Annotated in this window: 27 protein-coding genes and 1 pseudogene; 10 read left to right on the plus strand and 18 right to left on the minus strand. The window is 67.1% G+C overall.

The genetic code is table 11. The features are described from left to right. Positions 1-6: 6 nt before the first annotated feature. Positions 7-1,326 carry a nicotinate phosphoribosyltransferase gene (locus ASE14_RS18320; RefSeq protein ID WP_082601044.1) on the plus strand — a complete coding sequence of 440 codons (1,320 nt, stop codon included), beginning with the start codon at positions 7-9 and terminating at the stop codon, positions 1,324-1,326. 55 nt (positions 1,327-1,381) lie between these two features. On the opposite strand, the gene ASE14_RS18325 is transcribed toward ASE14_RS18320, so the two are convergent. Both ASE14_RS18325 and ASE14_RS18330 read right to left on the minus strand, forming a co-directional pair. Continuing rightward, a complete protein-coding gene (locus ASE14_RS18325) occupies positions 1,382-1,669 on the minus strand; it encodes a DUF3039 domain-containing protein (protein ID WP_056658520.1) in 288 nt (95 codons plus the stop codon). Between the two features lie 10 nt (positions 1,670-1,679). After that, positions 1,680-3,221 carry a hypothetical protein gene (locus ASE14_RS18330; RefSeq protein ID WP_235511477.1) on the minus strand — a complete coding sequence of 514 codons (1,542 nt, stop codon included), beginning with the start codon at positions 3,219-3,221 and terminating at the stop codon, positions 1,680-1,682. Positions 3,222-3,494: 273 nt separating this feature from the next. Between ASE14_RS18330 and ASE14_RS18335 the strand changes: the two genes are divergently transcribed. Together ASE14_RS18335 and ASE14_RS18340 are read left to right on the plus strand one after the other, a co-directional pair. Further along, entirely contained in the window at positions 3,495-5,462 is a 1,968-nt protein-coding gene (locus ASE14_RS18335; protein WP_082601045.1) for an ATP-dependent endonuclease, read from the plus strand. Between the two features lie 4 nt (positions 5,463-5,466). Continuing rightward, complete coding sequence (locus tag ASE14_RS18340; RefSeq protein WP_056658528.1) at positions 5,467-6,033, plus strand: hypothetical protein; 567 nt, start codon at positions 5,467-5,469, stop codon at positions 6,031-6,033. Here ASE14_RS18340 and ASE14_RS18345 read toward each other — a convergent pair. The 9 genes and pseudogenes from ASE14_RS18345 to ASE14_RS18375 form a co-directional block, all read right to left on the minus strand. Further along, entirely contained in the window at positions 6,030-7,187 is a 1,158-nt protein-coding gene (locus tag ASE14_RS18345; protein WP_056658530.1) for a tyrosine-type recombinase/integrase, read from the minus strand. The two genes, ASE14_RS18340 and ASE14_RS18345, sit on opposite strands and share 4 nt — an antisense overlap. A gap of 109 nt (positions 7,188-7,296) precedes the next feature. Next, positions 7,297-8,031, minus strand: coding sequence for a recombinase family protein (locus ASE14_RS18350; RefSeq protein ID WP_235511498.1), 735 nt, complete (start codon positions 8,029-8,031; stop codon positions 7,297-7,299). A 118-nt stretch (positions 8,032-8,149) separates the two neighbouring features. After that, on the minus strand, positions 8,150-8,584 hold the full coding sequence (locus ASE14_RS18355) for a hypothetical protein (protein WP_157373082.1): 435 nt from the start codon (positions 8,582-8,584) through the stop codon (positions 8,150-8,152). A gap of 36 nt (positions 8,585-8,620) precedes the next feature. After that, positions 8,621-8,728 (minus strand): annotated as a pseudogene (locus ASE14_RS21465) (hypothetical protein); the annotation flags it as partial. A gap of 113 nt (positions 8,729-8,841) precedes the next feature. Next, the gene (locus ASE14_RS18360) at positions 8,842-10,884 is read right to left on the minus strand and encodes an AAA family ATPase (RefSeq protein ID WP_157373083.1); all 2,043 of its coding nucleotides are present in this window, start codon (positions 10,882-10,884) and stop codon (positions 8,842-8,844) included. 8 nt (positions 10,885-10,892) lie between these two features. Continuing rightward, positions 10,893-11,108, minus strand: a complete 216-nt coding sequence (locus ASE14_RS20725; protein WP_157373084.1) for a hypothetical protein — start codon at positions 11,106-11,108, stop codon at positions 10,893-10,895. A 233-nt stretch (positions 11,109-11,341) separates the two neighbouring features. Then, positions 11,342-11,860, minus strand: coding sequence for a hypothetical protein (locus ASE14_RS18365; protein ID WP_056658540.1), 519 nt, complete (start codon positions 11,858-11,860; stop codon positions 11,342-11,344). Positions 11,861-11,924: 64 nt separating this feature from the next. Further along, a complete protein-coding gene (locus tag ASE14_RS18370) occupies positions 11,925-12,359 on the minus strand; it encodes a hypothetical protein (protein ID WP_056658542.1) in 435 nt (144 codons plus the stop codon). 10 nt (positions 12,360-12,369) lie between these two features. Beyond that, positions 12,370-12,579: a hypothetical protein gene (locus ASE14_RS18375; RefSeq protein ID WP_056658544.1), complete on the minus strand. Its 210-nt coding sequence runs from the start codon at positions 12,577-12,579 to the stop codon at positions 12,370-12,372. A 362-nt stretch (positions 12,580-12,941) separates the two neighbouring features. On the opposite strand from ASE14_RS18375, the gene ASE14_RS18385 reads away from it, so the two are divergent. Then, positions 12,942-13,151 (plus strand): hypothetical protein, encoded by a 210-nt coding sequence (locus ASE14_RS18385; RefSeq protein WP_056658549.1) that lies wholly within the window; start codon positions 12,942-12,944, stop codon positions 13,149-13,151. Positions 13,152-13,287: 136 nt separating this feature from the next. Here ASE14_RS18385 and ASE14_RS18390 read toward each other — a convergent pair whose 3' ends face one another. The 3 genes from ASE14_RS18390 to ASE14_RS18400 all read right to left on the minus strand — a co-directional run bounded on the left by ASE14_RS18390 (position 13,288) and on the right by ASE14_RS18400 (position 15,324). After that, the gene (locus ASE14_RS18390; protein ID WP_056658552.1) at positions 13,288-13,716 is read right to left on the minus strand and encodes a hypothetical protein; all 429 of its coding nucleotides are present in this window, start codon (positions 13,714-13,716) and stop codon (positions 13,288-13,290) included. 52 nt (positions 13,717-13,768) lie between these two features. Beyond that, positions 13,769-14,296 carry a hypothetical protein gene (locus ASE14_RS18395; protein ID WP_157373085.1) on the minus strand — a complete coding sequence of 176 codons (528 nt, stop codon included), beginning with the start codon at positions 14,294-14,296 and terminating at the stop codon, positions 13,769-13,771. A gap of 230 nt (positions 14,297-14,526) precedes the next feature. After that, positions 14,527-15,324: an ABC transporter ATP-binding protein gene (locus ASE14_RS18400; protein ID WP_200953398.1), complete on the minus strand. Its 798-nt coding sequence runs from the start codon at positions 15,322-15,324 to the stop codon at positions 14,527-14,529. Between the two features lie 1,194 nt (positions 15,325-16,518). Here ASE14_RS18400 and ASE14_RS18405 point away from each other — a divergent pair. Further along, a complete protein-coding gene (locus tag ASE14_RS18405; protein ID WP_255356109.1) occupies positions 16,519-17,208 on the plus strand; it encodes an NTP transferase domain-containing protein in 690 nt (229 codons plus the stop codon). 87 nt (positions 17,209-17,295) lie between these two features. Here the strand turns inward: ASE14_RS18405 and ASE14_RS18410 are convergent, their stop codons facing one another. After that, a complete protein-coding gene (locus tag ASE14_RS18410) occupies positions 17,296-17,844 on the minus strand; it encodes an ECF transporter S component (RefSeq protein WP_056658557.1) in 549 nt (182 codons plus the stop codon). Positions 17,845-17,924: 80 nt separating this feature from the next. Between ASE14_RS18410 and ASE14_RS18415 the strand changes: the two genes are divergently transcribed. The 5 genes from ASE14_RS18415 to ASE14_RS18435 are packed head-to-tail and all read left to right on the plus strand — an operon-like array spanning position 17,925 to position 21,798. After that, complete coding sequence (locus ASE14_RS18415) at positions 17,925-18,740, plus strand: ABC transporter permease (RefSeq protein ID WP_369816510.1); 816 nt, start codon at positions 17,925-17,927, stop codon at positions 18,738-18,740. Between the two features lies 1 nt (position 18,741). After that, positions 18,742-19,506: an ABC transporter ATP-binding protein gene (locus ASE14_RS18420; protein ID WP_200953382.1), complete on the plus strand. Its 765-nt coding sequence runs from the start codon at positions 18,742-18,744 to the stop codon at positions 19,504-19,506. A gap of 53 nt (positions 19,507-19,559) precedes the next feature. Beyond that, positions 19,560-20,519 (plus strand): hypothetical protein, encoded by a 960-nt coding sequence (locus tag ASE14_RS18425; RefSeq protein ID WP_056658559.1) that lies wholly within the window; start codon positions 19,560-19,562, stop codon positions 20,517-20,519. A gap of 18 nt (positions 20,520-20,537) precedes the next feature. Then, entirely contained in the window at positions 20,538-21,344 is an 807-nt protein-coding gene (locus ASE14_RS18430) for an alpha/beta fold hydrolase (RefSeq protein WP_056658561.1), read from the plus strand. Further along, positions 21,337-21,798, plus strand: coding sequence for a GbsR/MarR family transcriptional regulator (locus ASE14_RS18435; RefSeq protein WP_056658564.1), 462 nt, complete (start codon positions 21,337-21,339; stop codon positions 21,796-21,798). Before ASE14_RS18430 ends, ASE14_RS18435 begins: the two co-directional genes overlap by 8 nt. A gap of 40 nt (positions 21,799-21,838) precedes the next feature. Here the strand turns inward: ASE14_RS18435 and ASE14_RS18440 are convergent, their stop codons facing one another. The 3 genes from ASE14_RS18440 to ASE14_RS18450 all read right to left on the minus strand — a co-directional run bounded on the left by ASE14_RS18440 (position 21,839) and on the right by ASE14_RS18450 (position 24,923). Further along, positions 21,839-23,137 (minus strand): CDP-glycerol glycerophosphotransferase family protein, encoded by a 1,299-nt coding sequence (locus ASE14_RS18440; protein ID WP_056658566.1) that lies wholly within the window; start codon positions 23,135-23,137, stop codon positions 21,839-21,841. Positions 23,138-23,218: 81 nt separating this feature from the next. Continuing rightward, the gene (locus ASE14_RS18445) at positions 23,219-24,124 is read right to left on the minus strand and encodes a glycosyltransferase family 2 protein (RefSeq protein ID WP_369816511.1); all 906 of its coding nucleotides are present in this window, start codon (positions 24,122-24,124) and stop codon (positions 23,219-23,221) included. Continuing rightward, a complete protein-coding gene (locus tag ASE14_RS18450) occupies positions 24,111-24,923 on the minus strand; it encodes a CDP-alcohol phosphatidyltransferase family protein (RefSeq protein WP_056658569.1) in 813 nt (270 codons plus the stop codon). The genes ASE14_RS18445 and ASE14_RS18450 overlap by 14 nt, the downstream gene beginning before the upstream one ends. Position 24,924: the final 1 nt, after the last annotated feature.

Here is a 24,924-nt window from a genome sequence, read left to right on the forward strand (position 1 = left end):
GGGCGGGTGACCGGGTCTGCTGCGCTCTTCACCGATCGATACGAACTGACGATGGTGGATGCCGCGTTGCTCGACGGCACCGCCCATCGCGAGAGCCTCTTCGAGGCCTTCGCAAGGCGCCTGCCCGACGGCCGGCGATACGGCGTCGTCGCAGGCACGGGGCGCCTGCTCGAGCTGATCCGGCGCTTCCGCTTCGACGAGGCCGACCTCGAATGGCTGCGCGAGCACGAGGTCGTACGACCGGCGACCCTCAACTGGCTCGCCGACTACCGGTTCACGGGCGACATCTGGGGCTACCGCGAGGGCGAGGCGTACTTCCCCGGCTCGCCGCTGCTCACGATCCAGGCGACGTTCGCCGAAGCCGTCATGCTCGAGACCGTCGTGCTCTCGACCCTCAACTACGACTCCTCAGTCGCGAGCGCCGCCGCTCGCATGGTCTCCGTCGCCCTCGGCCGGCCGATCGCCGAGATGGGTTCGCGGCGCACGAGCGAGCGAGCGGCCGTCGCCGCGGCCCGTGCCGCGTACATCGCGGGCTTCGACGCCACCTCGAACCTCGAGGCCGGGCGCACCTGGGGCATCCCGACCATGGGCACGGCAGCACACGCCTTCACGCTGCTGCACGACACCGAGGAGGCGGCGTTCCACGCCCAGGTCGAGGCCTTCGGGCCGAAGACGACCCTGCTCGTCGACACCTACGACATCACGAAGGGCGTCGAGCTCGCCGTGAAGGTCGCCGGCCCCGAACTCGGCGCCGTGCGCATCGACTCGGGCGACCTGCCGACCGTCGTCGCCGCCGTGCGCGAGCAGCTCGACGCCCTCGGTGCCGTCGACACGCGCATCACCGTGACCAGCGACCTCGACGAGTTCACGATCGCCGGTCTCTCGGGCGCTCCAGTCGACGCCTACGGCGTGGGCACCGCCGTCGTCACGGGTTCGGGTTTCCCCGCCGCCGGCATGGTGTTCAAGCTCGTCGCCCGCCGCGACGACGCCGGCGAGTGGGTGTCGGTGGCGAAGGCGTCGACGCAGAAGGCGAGCGTCGGCGGTCGCAAGAACGCCGCACGCCGACTCGACTCGACCCTCACCGCGCGCGAGGAGCTCGTCTTCGTCGGCGACGGTCCGGGCGGCGAGGCGGAGTACGAGGCGGGCAGCCAGTTGCGCCCGCTCATGGTGCAGCTGATGTCGGGCGGCGAGGCCGACCCCGCGTTCCTCGGGGCGGCGGGCACCGAGGCCGCACGCTCGCACCGCGCCACGGTCATGCAGGAGCTGCCGATCGAGGCGTTCCGCCTGGGTCGCGGCGAACCGGTGATCCCCACGACGTACCACTGAGCGGAGGCGGGGCGCGCCCGGTGATGCCGGCCGCGCACTCGCGGTTGGCGAGCCGCTATTCGGCCTTCATCTTCTCGTAGATCTCCTTGCAGGTGGGGCAGACGGGGAACTTCTCGGGGTCGCGCCCCGGGGTCCACTTCTTGCCGCACAGCGCCTTCACGGGCTTGCCCGTGAGCGCCGACTGCAGGATCTTGTCCTTCTGCACGTAGTGCGAGAAGCGCTCGTGGTCGCCGGGCTCGATGGCCTCGTCTTGCAGGAGCTTCTCGAGTTCGCGGTCGAGGACGTCGGTGCCACCGCCGGGCGTACCGGGGTCGGCGATGCTCGCGCGCACGAAGGAGATCATGCGTTCGATTCTACGCGCGGATCGAGGCACCGAGGATCTCGGGGCCGCGGGCGTCGAACACCTTGCCGCCCGCGATCACGCCGATCACGAGCACGGCGAGACCCAGCCCGATGCCGCAGGCGAAGGATGCCGCGTGCCACGCCGGGTCGACGAGGATGCCGAGCGCCGCGAACACCACGGCGGGCAGCGCGATGAGGAGCGAGCCGAGCATCGTGATGGACTGCACGAGCGCCGTGATGGTGCCGGTGGCCTGCGGCTGCTGGAAGGGGCTGTCGCCCGGCTTGACGGCCGGGTAGGGGAATCGGGCCGAGGTGATCGATCCGACGCCGAGCCCGGCCAACAGGAGCGCGGTGCTCACGCCGAGCAGCGACGGCAGCAGCCGCCAGTCGTTCAGCACGAAGACCGTGACGGCGCTGCCGAGGCCGATGACGAGCACGCCCGCGATGAGCACCGGCACGAGCCGGCCGATGCGGTCGGACGCGCCGCGCACACCTGAGACGACGTGCAGCCAGACGGCGGTGGAGTCGTAGGCGGTGTCGTTGTGCAGGCTCCAGCCGAGGAAGAGGCACATGAGCGGCACCGGGATGAGCCAGAGGTAGTCGGTCGGCACGCCGGCGAGGCTGAGCGGCACCAGCACGATGACGGGCACGATCGGCACCATGACGAGCGAGACCCAGTAGCGGGCGTCGCGGAACCAGTACGTGAAGCTGCGCGCTGCGATGGCCCCCGCGACGCCGTGCGGCAGCCGGTCGAACCATCCGAGTCCGCGGTAGCTCTTGGCCGAGGCCTCACGGCCCGGCGTCACGAGCATCCGGGCGACGAGAGACTGCCAGCCGAACCAGATGACCACGAGGGTCGCGGCTGCGATGAGGAGCTTCAGGACTGCGGGGCCCCATTGACCGCTCGCCGCGTCGCCCGGAATCGCGAAGACGGCGCCGAGCGGCGTCCACGAGAGCACGCCGGCGAGCGACTCCAGGACCTGCACACCGGAGCTCGCCCAGTCGACCGAGACGAGCACGACGATGAGCGGCGAGGCCATGACGATGAGCAGCAGGCCGAGCACTCCGCTGAGTTCGCGGGCACGCCGGGTCGCGAGCAGCAGCGAGGCGAGCCCGGTCGAGACTCGCGCCAGCAGCAGGCAGGTGGCGAACGCCATCGCCGCTGCGATGAGCGCGAGCAGGGTCTCCCCGACGCCGCGCGACCAGGTGACCACCGTGCCGAGGAGCACGATCGCGAGCACGAGCGCGGGGATGCCGACGACGGCGGCGACCGCGAGGCCGATCGCGAGCGAGCGGTCGGGCAGGCCGAAGAGCGAGAAGCGCCGGGGATCCATCGTGTCGTCGACGCCGAAGATCAGCGGCACGATGATGAAGCCGAGCACGGTGACCGCACCGGCGACGACGAAGGCGTCGCGGATGAGCTCCACGTCAGGGGCGAAGCGCAGGCCCACGAGCGAGGCGAACAGCAGCGCTGCCAGCCCCAGTCCGTAGATCAGCCCGATGACGATGCCGACGACCTGCCAGGGGCTGCGTCGGAAAATGTTCCCGAGCAAGCGCAGTTTCAGTCGGAGAAACTGTGCTGTCATACCCCGACTCCCCAGTGTTTACTGGGCTGTTCGGTCAGTGTCGCCTGTGTCATCCCCGCGAAAACCCCGCGCTCCCCTTGTCGGTTGTTGCTCCGGTGAGTCTAGTCTCTACGCCTCGTTCCACGAGCGCGGATGTACCCAGTTCGAGGGCAGTGAAGACTTTAAACACCACGACAATCGCCGTCCGCGTCGGACGTGCACCCTAGGATCTGGCTAGGGAAGCCCATCGAAGGGAATGCAGTGAAGCTACGCGCAGTGACGATTCAGCGGTTCAGGAATTTCGTGGAACCCCAGCGAATCGAGATCGAGGAAGACGTTACAGCGCTGGTCGGGAAGAACGAGTCCGGTAAGACGACCATCCTGAAGGCACTTCATCGACTGAACCCCGCCAACGGGGAATCCCGTCGATTCGATCTCGTGACCGAGTACCCGCGGTGGCGGTTGGCTAGGGATCGGCGGAACGACGCCAACCTAGAGTCCACCTGTCCGGTCAGTGGCGAGTTCCTAGTCGAGCAGTCAGACATCGACGCTCTCGATGGCAAGCTCTCGGCGCCGTTGCTTCCCACGAGCAAGGTGATTGCTGAGCGGTCGTACTCCAACAACTACTACGTGTGGATCGAGACTGATCTCGCGGATGTGATCGCCGCAGCTGCGACCGAGGCCTCGGTCGATGAGGACGACGTCGCTGAGCTTGTCAAGGAACCGACCCTCGATGCCGCCATCGCAAAGGCGAAGGAGCTGGCGAAGACCCTGAAAAGTTCCGAAGCTGCACGATCGAAAGCCGTCGGATCGTTCCCGGCCGCAGCCGAGAAGTACCGCTACCACTTCGGCTCGGGGGCTCCTATCGAGCAGGAGCAGCGGGAGGCAATCGCCAGATTGATTCCGAAATTCTTCTACTTCTCCAACTACAGCGTTCTGCCCGGCGAGACCGATCTGACCGAGCTCTCTCGCAAGCTAGACGCCGGTGAAGAGCTACACGAGCAGGAGCAGACAGTCGTGTCGCTCCTCGCGCATGCGGGCGTGGCGCCGGAAGACTTCTTGGATTCGAACTACGACAGCCGAAAGGCCGAACTTCAAGCAGCTGCGGGAGACCTCAGCAGCGAGGTATTCAAGTACTGGAAGGTCAACACAGACCTCGCGGTGGTCTTCGGGGACGACAACGTATCCGTGCTAAACCCGGCAACGAACACGCCTGAGAATCACCGCATACTGAAGATCGAGCTTCGCGACGCGCGGCATGGTGACGTCGAAACGAACTTCTCGACTCGGTCTACCGGGTTCCAGTGGTTCTTCTCGTTCTTCGCCGCGTTCAGCGAGTATCTCCACACGGACAACCCCGTGATTGTGCTGTTGGACGAGCCGGGTACGAGCCTCCACGGCGAGGCACAAAAGGATTTCGTCGACTATATCTTCAACGAGCTCGGGGCATCAAAGCAAACGCTCTACACAACCCACTCACAGTTCATGATCGACCCTGAGGTGTACGAAAAGCTGCGGGCCGTTCACGACAAGGCAACTCGCGAAGACAAGGAGGGAGGCGTCGCCGTGACGCACGTCAGCTTGTCCGCTGACCGCGACACGATCCTGCCAGTCGAGTCAGCACTGGGCTACACGATTAGCCAGCACCTGTTCCTCGGCTCTGGCCCACACCTCGCAGTCGAGGGCAGCAGCGACTTCATCTATCTCATGCGGCTTAGCGCGTACATGGAGCAGAACGGCAAGACTCCGCTTAGCCCCAAGCTCGCGATCATCCCGGTCGGCGGCATCTCGAATATGCCAGCGTTCGTCGCCCTGATGGGCCGTCGGCTGAAAGTCTCGGCACTAGTCGACGGTGCGACTACGGCCGCCATCGTCGCACGGTCGCGCAAGGCAGCCGTGGAGAACGGCGTCGACCCGAAGACGATCGTCACGATCGGAGACATCGACTCGACATTACCCGCGACGGCGGACATCGAGGATTTGTTCGCGCCGTCTGATTATCTGCGTCTGTACAACTGGGCCTTTGGCCGCAGCGTGAAGGAATCAGACCTCCCGGCGACTCCGGTGCCGATCATCAAGAAACTCCTCGATCTGCACGGCGCGTTCGATCACGCGCTTCCGGCTCATGCCCTGACTGACAATCAGCCCGAGTTCTTCGCGTCGATCAGCTCCGACACGGTCGAACGATTCGAGAAGGCGTTCTTGAAGTTGAACGAGGCCATCGAGTAGCCCGGTGGAAGAGCCGATCGGCTCGCCGGAGTTAGAGCGCGAGCTTCTGGTCATGCGTGAAGACGACCTCGACGACGCGGACTACCAAGTGCGAGAGGTCTACGCGCAGTACGGCCTGACCAACTACTCGTCTCAGGTGTTGGAGAAGGGGATCCTCAACACGCTTGTGTTGAAGGCCAATTCCGAGTCGCCCACGCCAACCGCGCAGAACTTCGACGTGCTCTTTGCGAAGTATGCGCGGCTGCCCTTCGGTCAATTGCTTGCCTCATTCCAGAAGGCGCTGCCGGCGGAGACCGAGGCCTACGACGTACTCGCACGCGCTTTGCCCTTGCGAAACTTCATCGCTCACACCTTCTTCTGGGATCGTGCGGTGGACTTCCACTCGTTCTCAGGGCGTGAGGCGATGTTGTCCGAGTTGATGAAAGCTCGCGAGGTGTTCGAGTCTGCAGATGCTCTCGTAAATCAGGTCACGCGACGCGTTGCCGCTGCCGCTGGCATCGATGCCGACACCTTCGATCGCAGGCTTGCAGAGGCAACCGACGACCTGCACGCTCGCATCCCAACCGACTAGCCTTCGGCGGCGAACGCCTCGAACATCTCGATCTGCGTGGCGTAGTCGCTCGGGTACAGGTGCGCGTAGATCGTGTCTGTAGTCGAGACGTTCGCGTGGCCCATCCAGCGCGACACCTTCCACGGCTGGAAGCCTGCGGCGAGCATGAGGCTCGCGAAGGTGTGGCGGAGGTCGTGAAAGCGCATGTGCGGCGTGACCCCGAGTCGCTTGGCTGCGGGGACAAGGTGGCCCATCCGAACCGCCGTCGTGGACACCGGGCGAGAGAAGTCGAGCGGGCTGCTGTCGGCGGGGTGCGGTCCGAACCGGAGCCCTGCCCAGAACAGAGCGTCGGGGTCGCCGCTCTTGGGGTGCTGCACGAGGTAGAGCCTCAGGTCTGCCGTCAAGCTGCGCGACAGTAGCGGCACGTCTCGCGACGACCGGGCAGACTTCGGCGGAACCACGGTCCACTCCCCCGCGATCCGCTTGAGCGTCCGGCGAACCTCCACATGGCCGGCTGACAGGTTGAGGTCGCGAATCCGCAGACCTGCGATCTCGGCTGCGCGGAGCCCGGTGTTCGCGGCGAAGCGGATGAGCAGCCCGTACTGCGAGCCGGGCGCGTGGCGGTCGACCTCGGCAGCGACAGCCTCCACCTCAGCGATGGTCAGGAAGACCGGCTTGAAGCTCTCCCGGTGGACCATCCGGGGCAGGATGACTGCGGGAGACGGGTTGTGCGCGATGATGCGATGCTTCACGGCGAACGTGAACACCTTGTTCACTGCGATGTAGTGGTTCCGGATGGTATTCGGGGCGAGCCCTTCTCCGGCGAGCGCGGCCACCCACGCCTGAACGCTGGCGGAGTCCACCCGCGCGATCCGCTGCCCACCGAAGGTGTCGTAGATGCGCCCGTTGTAGAGCGCCTCGTACTGGAGAAGCGTGCCGCGCTTGAGGCGAGGAGCCTGCGCCGCAAGCATGGCCTCTGCGACCTCGCGGAACGTCTTGCCGCGCGTCAGCGCCTCGGTTGTCGCGCCGGTCTCCTTTGCAGTCTCGACCTTGTGCGCGTGCCGCTCAGCGTCGCGCTTCGCGGTGAAGGTGCGCTGCCGGTCCTTGCCGCCCTCACGCCAACGCACTTCGTAGGCTTTGCCGCCCTTCCGCGTGACCTCGCGAACGTGTGCCATCAGCGGTTCGCCACTCGGAAGCCGCACTGCACGAGAATGACGGCGATCTGCCGGTTCGTGTATCCGGCGCGCTCCATGATCCGGATGATGTCGCCGGGCGTCATGGCGGTCATGCCGCGACCCCTTCCCACCGGCGGACTACGCCACCGACGACAGTGTGCGTCCATCTCCCGGAGCCGCTCACGGTCGGCACCCCCTCGCTCTCCAGCCGCCGGGCGATGGCCGAGTACGAGAGTCCCGCCCTGTGGTGTTGCAGGATCGCGGCCTGCACGTCGGCGCTGATCTGGGAGGGCTTGCCGAGTTGAATACCTTCGGCCTTCCGAACAGCGAGGGCTGCTGAGGTGCGCTCACCGATGACCTCGCGCTCGAACTGAGCGAACTGCATCATCACCCCAGCGAGCATCCGGCCGACCGCGGTGCCCGTGTCGAGGTCGAAGTCCAGCACGGCGATTGCCCACCGGTGGCGACGGGACACGTCGAGAAGCTCTCCGAAGTCGATGACCGAACGTGAGAGCCGGTCGAGCTTCGCCACGACGAGACCGTCCGCTGTGCGGCGCTTCCGGGTGCGTAGCTCTCGGAGCGCTCCTGCGAGGCCCGGACGGTTCGTGTCCTTGCCGGAGAGTCCATCGTCCTCGTACCAGCCGACGATTTCCCAGCCCTTCGCGATTGCGGCGGCCGTGATCGCTTCTCGCTGCGCCTCGATGCCGAGCGAGGTCTCTCGGTTCCGATCAGCGCGGCTGACTCTGAGGTAGGCGAGCATCCTCGTCATCGTGTCTCCTTTGGTCGTTTCGGATCGGTGTCGGACGTCACCGCTCGGGAAAGCGAACCCTGACAACAGCTGCATCACTACTCGTCGCGGCGAATCAGAGCTGCTGGCGATGTAGGGCCGTATCGCGCGGTACGCCAGCCCCGCGCCTGCCTTCCTGCCGTACTCGCCGCAGATCGCCAGCAGATCGCAGCCGTCATCGCTGCCTCGCTCGATCCGGGCGTAGGGGCTTCAGCCGGCTCGGGTTCGGCTCGTACCAGGCCGGTGCCTCGCTGCCCTCGGAGGGGAGCGTCGGGGCCTGGCCCTGCCGCTTGAGGCGGGCGCGGGCCGCGTCCCGTTCAATGGCTGCGTCGTCGCGGGCGGGATCGTCTTCCACAACCTCGGCGTCAACGATGTCGGCGGGGTCAGGATCCTCGACAGTGATGTACTCGATCATCCCGGTGGCTTCGAGAGCGAGCTCCCATGCGGGCTTCACGCCGACCTCGATAGCGACCTGCTGAGTGCCGACGATATTCGCCCGGTCGAGCAGGTCACGTGCGGCGGCGAGTTGGACGTTGTAGGGCACTTTCTTGTCTTGCATGATCTGCACCAGACGAGCCGCCGCGCGGTCGCTCGCTTCAAGAATCCGCACCTGAGCAGCCGCCCGAACCTGAGGCGCTGCCCCTCCATGCATCCTGCAAACCATCGAGCCCGTCATCGGCGGATTCCGACATGGCTCACCGTCAGACCTCCTCCGTGCCTTGCATAGGGTCGGGTCTTGCATCAGCTCATTCATCTACTTCTCCACTTCTGTCGTTCTTGTTCTGGACGGTGAACCCAGCCGAGCAACACGACGCCGACACGTCGTACCAAGTGATGTCGCTCGGCTGGGGGCTTGTGGGACGGGGCTCACGATGGGACCCCGTCAGGTTCGGCCTTCCGCCGATTCCGTCTCTTGATAACGTGCTCGCCCGAAGAAGTCGCGAAGGCCTCCGTGTTCAAAATTCCGACTTCTTCGGTGTTTCCGCGGAATTCTTCGGCACGGTCGATTTCTTCGGAGACCCACTCCCAGCCGCCGCCCATGCCGGTCTTCACGGACTGAATCGGAGGGCGGCTCTTCCGCCTTGCGCGGGTCAGCTGGGACTCGGTGAACCCCGCCTGCTTCCCGGCCTCGATTCCGTCGGTGGCGGCCACACGACCGCCCGATGCACGCATGAAGTCCGCCAGCCACTCCGCCACCTCGTTGGTTTCGCCGAGGGGTCGGTTGATGATCTGCGCGACGGTGGTGGTCGTCTCGCCGATGATGCGAACGCGGGCGACGTGCCCGATGTCGCCGTCATCGAGCTCTACGACGGTGTCCACGAGTTCGTACGCGAGAGAGTGCTCGATCTCGCGGGAGTAGTTGCCCTTGTCCTGTGACATGACGATCTCGCCGCTGTCGTCGTCGCGGGCGAACAGCAACACGGCGCGCGCGGCGTCTCGGTAGGCGTGGCTACCGGAGAGCTTGTCGGAGGCGTTACCGGCGCCCTTGTTGAAGTGCATGATGCCGACGACAACGGCGTCTGTTTCACCGGCGATCTTCGCGAGCGGGTCGAGAACCATTCGTACGATCTCGCGCTTGTGGTCGTCGCCTTGGATCGTGGAAGTGATCGGATCGAGGATGACGAGCACAGGGGCGGTCTGCTGCTGAATCGCATCAAGGATCAGCGGTGCGTCTTCGGGCAGGTTTGGCACGCGCTCGCCGGTCTCCGCGTCTTCGGTGAACCCGATGGAGAGTTGATAGAACCGCGTCATGTCCGCGCCCGCCGCGATGAGGCGAGGCTTCATCTGGGTCTCCCAGTGATCCTCGACGCTGACGTAAAGCACGACAACTCGCTCGCCTTTGAGGTCACCGTCGAGACGACCATGCTGGGCCTCCACAGCCAGCCAGATCGCGAAGCTCGACTTTCCGACACCGCCACGCCCAGCGAAAAGGGTGATCGCGCCGAGCGGGATTCGATCTGTCCAGAGGAACTTCTGGCGCCGCGAAATGATGTCGGCGGCGGCCCGAAGCACCACCCGACCCGGCGCCGAAGAATTCCGCGTGTTCTCGGAAGAAGTCGCCTTTGTGAGCGCGGCGTTCTTGGCGACGTCTTCGGCGGCGTTCTTCAGGTCGGTCAGCGCACTCACGGACGCCGGAATGAACTCGTCCATGCCGTGGTCACCGACATGGTCGGCGGCATCCTTCCCAGCCGCAGGCAGACACAGCTCAACCTCAACTCCGACGTCGCGAACTGAGTCGTAGACCTTGATGGCGTGCTTGTATCCAGCAAGGTCACGGTCGGCCACGATCCGGATCGTGCCCACGAATCCGGCGAGATGAGCGGAGTGCTCCGAGGTCCACTTGCCTGCGCCGCCGTGGTTGCACGTCGCAACAGTGAACGGACCGTAGGCGGCGCGCATCGCCTGGCAATCCTTCTCGCCCTCAACGATCCAGATCACATCGTCGGCCCTACCGTGAGCTACCAGCTCGGCAACGTCCGGCAGGTTGTATGGCACTGGCTTGATGCCCTGCATGTTCTTGATGCGCCGCTCGGGATGCCTCGGGTCGGGCCGCTGCTGGTAGAAGCTCTTTGGATCGGTTCGGACAACCTCGTAGAGCAAGAGCCCGTCTTCGTCCTCGTACCTGTAGGTATCAACGATGGTGCGCGGCTGTTCGAGGTCTTTCCATGTCAGATCAAGCGCGGCGAGCACGTCGACCGAGTCGCATCCGGCGTGGCACTTCAGGATGACTCTGCTGTCGCCCCAGCCGACGGAGAGCGACGGGTTGTCGTCGTCGTGTGCAGGGCAGGGAATTGTGTACTGGTCGCCAACGCCTTCAATGACTCGATAGCGATGGTGATTTGGCAACATGACACGCTCGGCGGTCATGAGGAACAGTGCCAGTGGGCGTGGCACTTCACGCGCAGTCACAGAATCGCCTACCGAACTGCGCGGAAGGTGGAGCGCTCAAGGAATTCGCGAAGGTGCTCGTCGCTGAACTGGACCTTGCCGGCGAGCTTGATGCCCGAGAGCTTGCCCTGTTCACGAGCACGGCGCAATTGGCGATCTGTAACGCCGAGCCCTCGTAGAATCGGCGAATCTGGCGCGGTGTAGTAGTCCCAGTATTGCGGGGTACTGGGGTGCTCGATGGACATTCGGTTCTCCTCTCGGTGAGGAGGACGAAACGCTCGGAGGCAACAAAAAAGACCTCGAAACGTACCGCCCTCTTCGGGTGGTCTTCACGTTTCGGGGTCCTTCCCCTAGCTCTCCGTAGCGCGCTACGGCCCAAGCACTTCTGTTCAGTTGTGTGATGCGAAGCTACGCACCGGTTCGCTCTGTGTCAACTCGGGCCGTTGGCGCTCGCCGGAGTTGAGCGGGCGAATTAGAGCTATCGGATTTCACTTACGCGCCGCTCAGCGTGCGAATTTCCAAACTCTGCACATCGCGCGGCGAGCCTCATTCGCCGGTAGCGTCCGAGCGGTTCGGTTGGCTCACCCGAGATCCAGACGTTGGTGCCGAGGTCGGCGGCGTCCAGCGCTCGGAGCAGTTCCCACCCGACCAAAGCGCGCACCTGAGCGAACGGGTGACGGCTGCCGAAAACCGACTCCAGTTGCCGAGCGATGTAGTGCCCGCTCGAATGCGGCAGGACGCCTCGGCTGCGGAACAGTGCAAGGCGCACGGTCGCCTCGTAGAGAATGCCGGAGCCTTGCGGGCAGTCGAAGGGCTCGGGTGCGTCGATGCGGACGGTGGCGCGCTCAGTGTTGGTGAGCAGTCGAGTCGGCGTCTCATGACGGGACAGGAGCTCAGCCGGCTCATGTGGATAGTTCAGGCTGCGCTCCCAGTAGGTGGGCAGCGAGTCGTCCGGATAGCGGTTCAGCGTAGCGTTGAGCTCGTTGATGATGGGCATGTGGTTCCTCCTTCAGGCGGGCGGGTAGCGAGTAGGGCTCCCGCCCGCTGTCCATGTTCAGGCGTCAGATCGGCAGAGTTGGACGGATCAGCGGCCAGTTCGTCATGAGCGCTGAGTAGGCGGCGTGCGGGTCTGCTGCGCGAGCCTGATGCCATTCCGCCTCGGCTTCTGCGCTTTCGAGAGCAGCGATCGCGTGCTCGGCGTGGCGTCGGAGCGCTTCATACCGGGCCGCGAGCTCTGGGGTAGGGCGAGCGCCGTCCTTCAGTGGGTATCGGATCTCTTCTGCGAGCGCGTCCACGATCTCCGTGGCCGCCTCGGTGTGGATCGCGCTTGAGTCAAGGAACTGCTGCGCAGTGGCGACGATCTGTCCTTCGTAGCGCCTGATCCCGTCCATGACGGCGGCGTCCACTGCCGAGACGGCCTCTCGTTCGGCCTCCGTATTCGGAAAGCTCTGCTGGCGCACGATCTCCCGCGCTTCGTCCGGGTGAATCTTGTCCATTTCATTGCTCCTATCGGGTGCGCTTCTGCGCGAGTTCAGCGACACGGTCACGGGCGGTCTGGCGCTTGTCGTCCTCGGCGAACGCCTCGGCCCACACTTCATCGAGCTTCGCGAGGGTGTCGCGCAGGGCGTCGGCCTTGGCGCGGTACTGGCCGCGCTGGCGGTCCAGCCTGGTGGCCATGACCGGCCCCGAGCTGGCCGGGAACTTCGGAAGGGTCACTGGGATTCCTTTCTCTTCGACGCCGCGAGGCGTCCTCTTGTGGGAGTGGGTTCAACGCGTGACGTGCTGGCCGGCAGGACGCCCTTCGCGACGAGATAGCCGCGCAGAGCGTCCGTCACGAGCGCCTTCTTCGAGACGCCCGACATCCGCACAAGACGGGTGAGCGCCCGATCAATGTCGTCGGGGATCAGCTGGTCGAGCCGACTCCCCGGCATTGCGTTAGTTGACATAAGTCAACTTTACCGGGCGGTCGGCTACCGCCGCTGGAGGCACGAATCGAGGTCTGATCTGGGCGTTATGGACATCCTTGCCGCGCGTGCGGAGAGCGGATCGAGGTTGACTTGAGCGCAGGAGGAACCATCATGCGCAAGCGCCCTGAAGACTTTCAACCGTTCGACCCGAACCAGCCCGGCGAGTACTCGTCTCCCGAGTTCGGCCGCGATCCGATGGGCAACCGTCGACCACTCACCGGCAAGGAGCAGCTACAGGTCATCCGCTCATCCCGCGCCCGGGATCAGTCCCGCGCCCAGGTCGTCCGCGACATGACCCGAAGGCGCTACCCGAACGGCTGACCGACTACACGCCGCTGTAAGGCGACGGGGAGGCCAACGCTCGCCGGGCTACCGACCCGCGCCGTTCGCCACGCAGCGACCGTGCAGCCGACAGAGGAGGCCGGGGGGTTCGGCCCTCCCGGCCTCCGTGCTGCGATCAGAACGGCGTCTCGTCCGAGTACCGAGCCTCTGGCACGTTCAACCCATCGCCCGGAGGATCCGGGAAATAGTTGCACTTGAACGTCTGGTACGCCTCTTCAAAGAAGACTTCGAACGATGGGCGCGCCTCCATCGCCTGCCACTGCGTGAACACCACATAGTGCATCGAATCCATGGCATCCGTCACGTGGCCCTGGTACTCGTCCTTGGTGAGCTTGATCTTCATGCTGGTTCCCTTCTCGACGCCATGCCCTGTGCGCGGCAGGAGGTAAGACTGCACGCGAAGTCGAGAACTGACAACGAGCCCGAACTGCACCGTTACCGACCGTCTCTGACTGGCGCGCCACATCCACTGACCGGCGCATCGGTCATCGTCGGTCGGCAGAAGGCGCGCAACGGTTAGCGCCGGGTGGGCGTCGAAAGTCACCTGCGTTATCGAATCGTTACGGACCGAAAGACGCCCTCGCGACGGGACCAGCTCAGGAGAATTGCTTCGCTTTGTGAGCGATTCGATCTTGCTTGACGTCCCGAAAGAAGGCGTTCGACTGCGGGAGCCAGACGAGCACGATCCCTGCAATCGCCAGAGCCATCACGAGAATGGCGATGCCGTCCAAGATGTACGGCGGAAGCAGCAAAGCACCGAACAGCACCGTGGCGACGATCCGTGCCCAGTTGAAGCCTCGCCTCAGAAGCAGCGTGAAGGCGACGCGAAGAGCGATCGATATTGCGCTCACAACAACACCGAAGACGACTGTCGCAATCGCGATCTCCGGCGTCACCTGCAGCTCCTGGCCGTCGCGCTCGAAGCTGTGCACCCACTCCGCCATGTACCCGTCCCAGTCGAACACGGCCAGCGACCAGACAACGGTCACCGCCTGAATGATCGACAGGAGCAGCAGAGTCCAGAAGCCCACTTGAACCGCAACGGGAACCGGGCGGCCGATCTTGAAAGGGTCTGAGGCAGGCCGAAACGCGCGGGCGGGCTTGAGGGCGCTGGAACGTGGCACACACGAATGCTAGTGCGACGATTCGATCCGCGCCTCAGGCTGCGCAGTCCCTCGTCAGAAAACCCCGCGAAATCCCCGCGCCCGCGCCCCGCTGAGGCGCTCCGGCGCACCCCATCGCCGCCCGATACGGCCCGGCCTAGAAGGTCCAACTTCCCCGGAATTCCGGGCGAAAGCGGGTGACGTGAGGGGTGCTTCGGGCGACGTCGGTTGACGTCAGGAAACGGCTGCGCTCAGTCGGAGAAACTGTGCAACCATTCCATGCCTTCCGCAGCCTTGCGTCCGCCGGCGAGCTCGACGAATCGGTCTTCGAGGGTCTGTCCGGCCCGTACCTCGTCGAGCGTGCCCGCCGCGAGCACCCGCCCGGCCACGATGATCGCGGCCGAGTCGCAGACGCGCTCGATGAGGTCCATGCCGTGGCTCGAGAGCACGACCGTGCCGCCGCCCGCGACGTATCGCTCGAGGATCTCGGTGAGGTTCGCCGCCGACACGGGGTCGACCGACTCGAACGGCTCGTCGAGCACGAGGAGTCGCGGCGAGTGGATCATCGCGCAGGCGAGGGCGATCTTCTTCGTCATGCCGGCCGAGTAGTCGGCGACGAGCCGGTCGACCGCATCGTCGAGGCCGAATGCCGTGATCAGGTCGGCGCTGCGCTCGCGCACGGTGCGGCTGTCGAGGCCGCGGAGCACGCCCGAGTAGTAGAGGAGCTGCGCACCGGTCAGCCGGTCGAAGAGCCGCAGCCGGTCGGGCAGCACGCCGGTGGCGTGCTTGGCGGCCTGCGGGTTCGCCCAGGCGTCGATGCCGTGGATGCGCACACTGCCGGCGTCGGGACGGAGGAGTCCGGTGACCATCGAGAGCGTCGTCGTCTTGCCTGCGCCGTTCGGTCCGACGATGCCGAAGAACGATCCGGCCCGCACGTCGAGGCTGATGCCGTCGACGGCGGTGTTCTCGCCGAACCGCTTCACGAGTCCCTCGATCGCGAGCACCTTCGGTGCACCGGCCGGCGGAGCCGTGCGCGCAGGTCGCAGCATGCGCTTCTTGCGCGCTGCCGACTTCTTCGGTGCGGCGATCACCGCGACGGCCTGCGCCGCGCTCCCGGATGCCGCGGGCGCGTCGACGGCCGGAGCAGCAGGCGCCGACGGGGGCGCAGGGGCCGCCGGCGCTTCGAGCGTGGGCGTCTCGGCGACGGCGGCAGCGCCGGCCGCCACCACGGCGGCGGAGGCCGCAGCGGCAGCCGCAGCTGGCCGCTTCGGTGCGCGCTCGACGGTGTCCTCGTCGATCTCGGATCGGACCGTGCGGGACTCGGGCGCCACCGGCGGCTCCGAGACTGTTGCGGCCGAGGTGTCGGGGGCCTTGCGTACCGGGCGCTCGGCCGCGGTCGTCTCCGTGGTCAGCGCGGCGGCGACCCGCTGCGTCTGGCGCTGCGTCGCCGCGGTCGCGGCCGCTGCGGTGCGTGCGCCGGAGGCGCCAGTGCTCTTCGCCGCGGATGCACGCGGGGTGCGCGCGGTCTTCGCCGCCTCGCCGCGTGCGGCGGCGGCCTTCGCCGACGCCGTGCGGGATGCGGCCGTGCGCTTGGACGCGGGCGGGCTCTCGAGTGCCTCGCCGTCGGCGGCGGGCTCTGCGGCCGGCTTCTTCGCCGCGGCGGTCCTGGCTGCTGCGGTCTTCGCGGCGGTCGTCTTGGCCGCGGCCGTCTTGGCCGTCGCCGTCTTCGCGGCGGTGCTCTTCGCGGCGGTGCTCTTCGCGTCCGTCGTCTTGGCGGCCTCGGTCTTCGCCGCAGCGGTCTTGGCCGCCGTCGTCCTGGCGGCCGGGACCTTCTTCTCCGCGGTCGTCTTGGGCGCGGTCTTCCGCGCAGGGCGCACGGCCGCCGCCGCCGAGCGCTCCGGCTGGGACTGCGTCGATTCGGACGCCCCCGCGCCGGTGCCTTCGGCAGTTTCGTCGTCGTGTTCGGAGCGCGAAACAGAAGTCACCCAGACAACCTATCAACCCGCTCCGCTTCCGCGAACGTCGCCACGTGCGGTTCTCAGGAGGAAACTGGGTATCGGCTGAGTGTCGTATCACGATCGCACTACGACCTTGTCCCCCGGATGGTGGGCGGCATGGGCCCCCCGATATCCTGAGGATCGGCATAACGGCGTGTCCATATGTGAACTTCCGGATGAAATCCGGGCGAATCCTCGGCGACGAGGGCGAGCGCCCGGGGCATCCGACCCACCGAAGGAGATGCAGTGACCCAGATCGTGATTCTCGCAGCCGGCATGGGGAGCCGGCTCGGGCGATCCCTCCCCAAGCCCCTCACCGAACTCAGCGACGGCCGCACCATCATGCGGCAGCAGTTCGACAACATCGAGCACGCGTTCGGCGCGGACGCCAACGTGACGATCGTCGTCGGCTACAAGCTCGAGCACATCATCGAGGCGTTCCCGCAGGCGTCGTTCGTCTACAACGAGGAGTACGACCAGACGAACACCTCGAAGAGCCTCATGCGCGCCCTCTCGGCGTCGCAGCCCGGCGGCGTGCTGTGGATGAACGGCGACGTCGTCTTCGACCCCAGCATCCTCGACCGCGCGCTGCCCTACATCGCACGCGACCAGTCCTTCGTGACCGTCAACACCTCGAAGGTGTCCGACGAAGAGGTGAAGTACACGACGAGCGCCGAGGGCTACATCAAGGAGCTCTCGAAGACCGTCAGGGGCGGACTCGGCGAGGCCGTCGGCATCAACTACATCTCGAGCCGCGACAAGGCCACGTTCCTCGCGCAGCTGCACCGCGTGGGCGACCAGGACTACTTCGAGCGCGGCCTCGAGCTCGCGATCGAGCAGAACGGCATCCTCGTCGAGCCGATGGACATCTCCGACCTCTACGCGGTCGAGATCGACTTCGCCGAAGACCTGGAGCGCGCGAACCACTTCGTGTGACCTGCACCACAGCGCTGAACGACAGAAGAGAAGAGAGCGGATGCCTCGAGGCATCCGCTCTCTTCTCTTTCTTCGTCTCAGGGGCGCTCAGCGCCCCGTCGTGAGAGTGCGGGCCACGCCCGCCCTGGCCAGCGAGGCGGCGATCACGCGGCCGAGCCAGGTGAAGGCGATGGGGCTGAGTGCGAACATCGCGAGGTAGAGCGACCAGAACCAGGGCGCGTAATGCTCGGGGCCGAGGGCGATGAAGGTGCCCGCCGCGAGCAGCAGGCCGGATGCCCCCGCCGCGACGTAGTACAGCCACGGCGACCAGTTCTTGTACCGGGTGATGAAGAAGGGCAGCTCGAGCAGCGCACCGACCAGGAGGCCGGTGCCAAGGAACCGGAGGATCCAGTGGGGAGCGAACGCCGCACCGACGAGACCCGCGATGAAACCGGTGAGTATGCCCACGCCCGGGCGCTTCAGGAGCGCGAGCGCCACGGCGCTCGGGAGGAAGTGCGACCCGATCGTGATGCCGTAGAGCATCGGGGCGATGCCGGCGATGAGTCCGGCGGCGTATCCCGCGCCTGCGGCGAACAGGCCGCCGCCGACGCCGATCGCGGCGCAGCTCAGAATGACGCGGGTGCTGGTGCGGTGCACGAGGCTCCTTCCGACTGGGCTCGGCACTTGCCACCCGTCTGCAGACAAATCTACCCCGGTGCGGCATCTACGATGAGAGCGTGACGAGCACGGTGCCGAACGCATACGGTGATGCCCATCCGCTGCAGCGGACGCCATGGGCTCGCTACCGCCATTCGCTGTGGCTGCTCACGACGCGCGACCTGAAGGTGCGCTACTCGACGTCGGCGCTCGGCTACGTGTGGTCGGTGCTCGACCCGCTCGTGATGGCGGGCATCTACTGGTTCGTCTTCACACAGGTCTTCCAGCGGCCGGTGGGCACCGACCCCTACATCGTGTTCCTCCTGTCGGCGCTGCTCCCGTGGATGTGGTTCAACGGTGCGGTCTCGGATTCGACGCGCGCGTTCTTGAAGGACGCGAAGCTCGTGCGCTCGACGATGATCCCGCGGACGATCTGGGTGAACCGCATCGTGCTGTCGAAGGGCATCGAGTTCCTGCTCGCGCTGCCGGTGCTCGCGCTGTTCGTCGTGATCTTCCATGCGCCCGTCCACTGGGAGCTCGCGCTCTTCCCGCTCGCGATCGTGCTGCAGGCGATCCTGACCGCGGGCGTGGCCCTGATCGTCGCGCCGCTCGTGGTCTTCTTCCGCGACCTCGAGCGGGCGGTCAAGCTCGCACTGCGCTTCCTGTTCTACGCCTCCCCCATCATCTACGGCGTCACCGACCTGCCGCCGGAGCTGCACTTCTGGGCGGCGTTCAACCCGCTCTCGGGCATCTTCGGCATCTACCGCGCCGGGTTCTTCCCCGAGGAGCTCGACTGGTTCAACATCGCGATCTCCGCACTCATGTCGCTCGCGATCCTCGCGGTCGGCCTGTGGGTGTTCCGCTCGGCCGAGCGCCAGGTACTGAAGGAGATCTGATTTGGATGCCACGACCGCCGATTCCCCGGCCCCCTTCGCCATTCGCACCACCGGTCTCGGCATCCGCTTCCGGCGCAATCGCCGCGGTCGCCGCTCGTTCAAGGACCTCCTCGCCGGCCGCCGCCGTCGCACTCGCCCCGGTGAGTTCTGGGCGCTGCGCGACGTCTCCATCGAGGTTCGCCCCGGTGAGGCCATCGGAGTCGTCGGTCGCAACGGCCAGGGCAAGTCGACCCTGCTGAAGCTCGTCGCGGGCGTCATGATCGCCGACGAGGGCACCGTCGAGATCACCGGCGGCGTCGCCCCGCTCATCGAGATCACCGGCGGCTTCGTCGACGACCTCACCGTTCGCGACAACGTCTACCTGACGGCCGGCCTGCACGGCATGACGAACGCGCAGATCGATGCGAAGTTCGACGAGATCATCGAGTTCGCCGACATCGGCGATTTTCTCGACACGCCCTACAAGCACCTCTCGAGCGGCATGAAGGTGCGCATCGCGTTCGCGGTGATCTCGCAGCTCGAGGAGCCGATCATGCTCGTCGACGAGGTGCTCGCCGTGGGCGACAAGGCGTTCCGCGAGAAGTGCTACCGACGCATCGACGAACTGCTCGCCGGCGGCCGCACGCTGTTCTTCGTCTCGCACAACGAACGAGACCTCCGCCGATTCTGCACCCGCGGCCTCTACCTCGACAAGGGCGCGCTCGTGCTCGACGGACCGATCGACGAGGTGCTCGCCCGCTACAACGCCGAACACGGCGCCGAGTAGCTGGACCGCGCGAGCTGAAACGCACGGGCGGGTCTCGTAAGATCGACCCCACTATGGCAGAGCGCGTGCACACGATCACCTCGATGGGGCCCGGCGGTCCGAACGAGCAGACGGCCGACCAGGGCCGCGCCCACGGTGTCGAACGCGGCATCGACCGCGTGCTCGCGGTGCAGCGCCCGATCGTGGTCGCCCACCTCCGCGCCATCCGTCGGCGCTCGCCCGGTGCGAGCCCCGAGCAGATCGTGCGCATCCTCGAACGCCGTTACCTCGCCGCCGTCACGACGGGCGGCGCCGCCGTCGGCGCGACCGCGGTGATCCCGGGCATCGGCACCGGGGTGACCCTCGCGCTGTCGGGCGTCGAGACGGCCGGCTTCCTCGAGGCGACCGCGCTCTTCGCGCAATCCGTCGCCGAGGTGCACGGCATCGCCATCGACAACCCCGACCGCGCCCGGGCGCTCGTCATGACCCTCATGCTCGGCAACGAGGGCGTCGACCTCGTGCGCCAGCTCGCCGGGCAGGCCTCGGGTTCCGGCGCGGCACGCAACGTCTACTGGGGCGAGCTCATCACGAACAGCATGCCCAAGGCGATCATGGGGCCGGTGGCCGACAAGCTCCGCAGCGTCTTCATCAAGCAGTTCGCGGTGCGCGGCGGCGCGGGCATCATCGGCAAGGCGATCCCGTTCGGCATCGGTGCGGCCATCGGCGGCGGCGGCAACCACGTGCTCGGACGCCGGGTGCTGAAGCAGTCACGGCTGGCGTTCGGCCAGCCGCCCGCGACGCTGCCGCTCGACCTCGAGCCGCGCGAGGGCGACTCCCTCCTGACCTCGGTCGCGTCGCGACTGTCGCGCGCCGGCAACGCCGTCGGTGGCGTGGTGCTTACCGCCGGCCGCGGCATCCAGTCGGCGGGGCAGGCCGCGGGGCGGGCCGCACGCGGGGCGATCACCCGACGACCCGACGACGGGGCGGCCCCGGAATCCGCCGACAGCACCGGAGAGTCTCCCGACGCCCCGTAGTTTCGCTATATTCAGAATATGCTGAATCTGGATCGCACCCTCGTCCGCGAGGGCGCGACGCTCCGCTTCGCGATGCTCGACGGTCATCGGCGGCCGGTCGTGCTCGTCCACGGCGCCGGCATGGATCACTCCATGTTCGATGCACAGGCGATCGCCCTCCATGAGGCCGGCCATTCGGTCGTCGCCTTCGATCAGCGCGGCCACGGCGGTTCGCACCTCGAACCCGGCACGCCCTTCACCGGGCCGGCCGCGCTCGACGATCTCGCGGCACTCCTCGACCACCTCGCCCTCGACGATCCCGCCCTCGTGGGACATTCGCTCGGCGGCAACGTCGCGCAGGCGCTCGTGCGCCGGGATCCGGGCCGAGCAGGAGCGCTCATCGTGATCGACTCCACCTGGAACACGGGACCGCTCACTCGCGGCGAACGCGCCGCGCTCCGGCTCGCCGCCCCCGCATTGTCACTCATTCCCGCGTCGCGACTGCCCGGAATGCTCGCTCGCGCCTCGGCGGTCACGCCTCGCGCGATCGCGATGACCGAGGCGATGTTCGCGCGCATGCCGAAGCGCGCGTTCCTCGACGTCTGGCGCGCGACGGTCTCGTTCGTCGAACCCGATGCCGACTACCGCGTGCCCGTCCCGCTCGGCCTCATCCGCGGCGAACTGGATCGCACGGGCAACATCGCGACGGCGATGCACGCGTGGGCGAGAGCCGAGGGCATCGGCGAGCGGGTGGTCACCGGCGCCGGCCATGTGGTGACGTTCGATGCGCCCGAGGCAACAACGATCGCGATTCGCGACCTGCTCGCATCGGCCCCCCATGCCTGAACACGACGAGCGCACCGAGTTCATCGAGTCGATCGGCGATGCCCTTGCATCCTGGCATCTCTCCCGCGCGACAGGGCGCGTGTACGGGTTCCTGCTGCTCAGGACCGGACCGGAGACCCTCGACACCATCGGGGCCGAGCTGAGCCTCAGCACCGGCGGCGTCAGCACCGCGGTCCGCGAACTCGTGTCGTGGGGGCTCGCACGAACGCTCCCCCAGCCCGGCAGCCGCCGCCTCCGCGTGGAGGCCGTCGGCGGATTCGAGCAACTGCTCGCCGCGAGTCACGAACGCACGCGAACCTTCATCCGCACGCTGCATTCGGGAGCGGCGCTCACCGAAGGCGAACACGCGCGCGAACGTCTCCGCGCCGTCGTCGGCCTCTTCGAGGGCTACGTCGACGCGGGTGACCAGATGCTGCGACGGCATCGCGTCGCGGACGGCGATTCGGGGAGCTGAGTCGGCTGGGTGCCATCCCGACGTCGAAGGACGTCGAAGACTACGCCTCGATCTCCTCGTCGTCCTGCTCGAGGGCGCGCACGTCGCTCTCGTCGACCTCGCCGTCACCGGCGTGCAGGGCGGCGAACCGCTCCCACTCGGCCATGAGATGGTCGACCGCGCCGTGGAACCTCGCGGTCGTCACGCCGGGGGTCGTGTCGCCGAAGTACCGCTCGACCCAGTACTGCAGTCGCTCGAGCGCGGAGTCGTCGTGCGACACCTCGTCGACGCGAGCGACCATCATCGCGGAATCCGCGGCATCGAGCCATTCGCATGCCTGCAGGTAGCCCGACGCGTCGATCTGCGCCTCGGGGTTGACCGGGCGCGTGACGAGCAGCGGCTTGCCGGCCGCCAGCCGGTCGTAGACCATCGCCGAGATGTCGACGATGGCGACGTCGGCGGCGGCGAGCTGCCAGCCGAGCTTCGGACCGTTGTCGAAGAAGTGCCGGGCCGTCGGATCGGCGGCATTCGCCGCCTCGATCGCGGCGATGATCGCTCGGTTCGCGGCGCCGTACTCGTGGTCGACGACGCCCGAGCGCGGGTGCGGCCGGTAGATGACCCGATGCCGCCCGGTCGCGAGCAGCCCCTGCACGAGGGCGACGCCGTGCGACGCGATCGAGCCGTAGGCCGCTGCGTCCCGGTCGCCCTCCCAGGTGGGCGCGTAGAGCACGACCTCGCGCTCGTCGGGCGTGTACGGCAGCGTCGTGCCGTCGAGGTAGTGGTCGGCCTGCGGGCGCCCGATCGGAATCGCGCGCTTGTCGAAGTCGTAGTCCCAGAGCACCTTCTCGAGCCGCGCCCTGGCCGCGTCGCCCGCGATCAGGGAGTAGTCGTAGGCCTTGAACTGGTTGGTGGTCATGTACATCTTGTCGGACTCGCCGTGATTGATGAACACGTGCCACCGGCGGCCGTACCGCATCATCTGGAAGTTCTTCGCGTTCTGGTTCACGTAGAAGATCAGGTGCAGGTCCTGCTCGGCGATCACCCGCTCGAGGTCGGCGACGCGGCGCACGTAGGCGACCGGAACCGGCGACTCGTCGAGCAGCTTGAGCGCGGCACCCGACGCGCGGCTCAGGATCAGCACGGGGTGGCGCTCAGCCAGTTCGGCGAGCGGGGCGTACCACTGCCGCAGCTGGTAGAGGTTGACCTTGCCGTCGGCGAAGTAGACGCCGATGCGGAATCGGTGCGCCGGCAACGGCTCCTGCTCGGCCAGCTTCACGCCGAGCGAGCGCTGCGCACGTCGGGACCACATGATGTCCTTGGCCAGTTTGACGGCGCGTCGCGCGTCTTTCCTCAATCCCACTGTCCAAGGGTAGCGAGGCCGGGCTGAGCGGATGCTCCGTTCCCGGTGCCGCGGCAGCACCGAGAGCCGATCGTTACCGGGTCACACGACGGGCGGGCGACCGGCGAGGGTCATCCGCCAGACGGTACGCCAGCGCATCGGGCGCCGCTCCCCCGGGTGCTCGCGCCATCCGGCGCGCCATCCGGCGAACCATGCCTTCAGCGCCGCGGGCTGCCTCGCCCACCGCAGCACCTGGATCGCGGTCCACGAGCCGACGTAGAACGGCACGAGCACGGCCGGCAGGTTGCGGCGTGCGAGCCAGACGCGGTTCCTGGCGTTCAGCCGGTAGTAGTACGCGTGGCGAGCGGGGTCGATGACCGGATGCCCCGCCTCGAGGTCGCCGGCGTACCACGCGACGTGCCCGGTGTCCCAGACCCGCCAGGCCAGCTCGATGCCCTCGTGCGCGTAGAAGAACGGGTCGGCCCAGCCACCGGTCGCGTCGAACACGGCACGCGGCATGAGCACGGCGCCCTCCCAGCACGAGAAGACGTTGCTCGAGTGCGCCGGGTCGCCCTTGCGGATCCGCGGGATCCACCGGCGCGGAGAGACACTGCCGGTCGGGTCGACGACGCGCGGCTGGAGGAGGCCGATCTCGGGCCGCTCGGCGAGCGTGCGGCATCCGTCGGCGAGGAAGGTCTCGCTCGGCAGGAAGGCGTCGTCGTCGAGGAAGAAGAGGGCCTCGCCCGTCACGAGCGGCACCCCGCGGTTGCGACCGGCCGGGATGCCGAGGTTCTCGGGAAGGTGCAGCGTCTTCACGCCCGCAGGCAGCGACGGCGCGGCGGTGGCCGGGTCCCAGCCGTTGCCGACGCAGACGACGTCGGTGACGACGCCCTGCTGGTCGAGGATGCTTCGGATGCCTCGTGCCAGGTCGTCGGGCCTGGTGCCCATGGTGAGCACGACCACGCCGACGCGCGGCGGAGCGGAGCGTGCCGCGTCAGGACCGGACACGACGAGAGGCCATGATCGCGACGAAGTGCCCGATCAGGGAGAGCAGGGCGAGCGGCAGCAGCACGGCGAGCACGACGCGGTCGGTGATCGGCTGGCCGACGAACAACCCGACGATCGCCGCGGCGAACACGATGAGCGTGAGCTCGACCGAGTGGTACAGGCGGTGGAACGGCAGGAATCGGGCCGCCTTGCGGAGCTTGGCCACGAGTCCGCCGCGCGGCGCCGTCTCGCCGTGCGTGTCGGCGAGCTTCGCGAGTCCGGCGTTCGCCCGGGCGACGTGCACCATGTCGTTGAGCGCCTTGTTGAGCACGATCACGAGCGCGAGGAGCGCCGCGATCGTCGTCCACAGGAAGTCGGCGGGGAACTCGAGCGGGTAGGCGGCCGCACGGATGCCGAGCGCGAGCGGGATGAGCGCCTCGGTCGAGTAGTGACCGACTTTGTCGAGGAAGACCCCGGCGGGCGACGAGGTGCGCCGCCAGCGCGCCACCTCGCCGTCGCAGCAGTCGACGAGCATCTGCAGTTGGCCGAGCACGACCGCGAGCAGGGCACCCCAGATGCCGGGGATCAGGAGCGCCGCGGCCGTCGACCAGCCGACGAGGATCATGAGCCCCGTCACGCCGTTGGCCGAGATGGAGGTCTTCAGCAGCATCCACGTCAGGTACGGCGAGAGATTGCGCAGGTACAGCGACGCGGTCCAGTGCTCGGCGTTGCGACGACCGCGCACCTCGGGAGGCTGGGTCACCTCGCGCAGCTCGGCGATGCTCGTGGGTCTCGTGGTGTACGGACCGGTCTGTGACATC

Origin of the sequence: Agromyces sp. Root81 (assembly GCF_001429165.1) — a bacterium.
Classification (GTDB): Bacteria; Actinomycetota; Actinomycetes; order Actinomycetales; family Microbacteriaceae; genus Agromyces.

Bases quoted from the DNA above. Each gene is read 5' to 3' on its own strand.
- ASE14_RS18325 (WP_056658520.1), bottom strand. From the start codon at position 1,669: ATGATCTCCTTCGTGCGCGCGAGCATCGCCGACCCCGGTACGCCCGGC.
- ASE14_RS18345 (WP_056658530.1), bottom strand. From the start codon at position 7,187: ATGGCACACGTTCGCGAGGTCACGCGGAAGGGCGGCAAAGCCTACGAA.
- ASE14_RS18350 (WP_235511498.1), bottom strand. From the start codon at position 8,031: ATGCAGCTGTTGTCAGGGTTCGCTTTCCCGAGCGGTGACGTCCGACAC.
- ASE14_RS20725 (WP_157373084.1), bottom strand. From the start codon at position 11,108: ATGTCCATCGAGCACCCCAGTACCCCGCAATACTGGGACTACTACACC.
- ASE14_RS18365 (WP_056658540.1), bottom strand. From the start codon at position 11,860: ATGCCCATCATCAACGAGCTCAACGCTACGCTGAACCGCTATCCGGAC.
- ASE14_RS18370 (WP_056658542.1), bottom strand. From the start codon at position 12,359: ATGGACAAGATTCACCCGGACGAAGCGCGGGAGATCGTGCGCCAGCAG.
- ASE14_RS18385 (WP_056658549.1), top strand. From the start codon at position 12,942: ATGCGCAAGCGCCCTGAAGACTTTCAACCGTTCGACCCGAACCAGCCC.
- ASE14_RS18400 (WP_200953398.1), bottom strand. From the start codon at position 15,324: ATGCTGCGACCTGCGCGCACGGCTCCGCCGGCCGGTGCACCGAAGGTG.
- ASE14_RS18425 (WP_056658559.1), top strand. From the start codon at position 19,560: ATGGCAGAGCGCGTGCACACGATCACCTCGATGGGGCCCGGCGGTCCG.
- ASE14_RS18430 (WP_056658561.1), top strand. From the start codon at position 20,538: ATGCTGAATCTGGATCGCACCCTCGTCCGCGAGGGCGCGACGCTCCGC.
- ASE14_RS18435 (WP_056658564.1), top strand. From the start codon at position 21,337: ATGCCTGAACACGACGAGCGCACCGAGTTCATCGAGTCGATCGGCGAT.
- ASE14_RS18450 (WP_056658569.1), bottom strand. From the start codon at position 24,923: ATGTCACAGACCGGTCCGTACACCACGAGACCCACGAGCATCGCCGAG.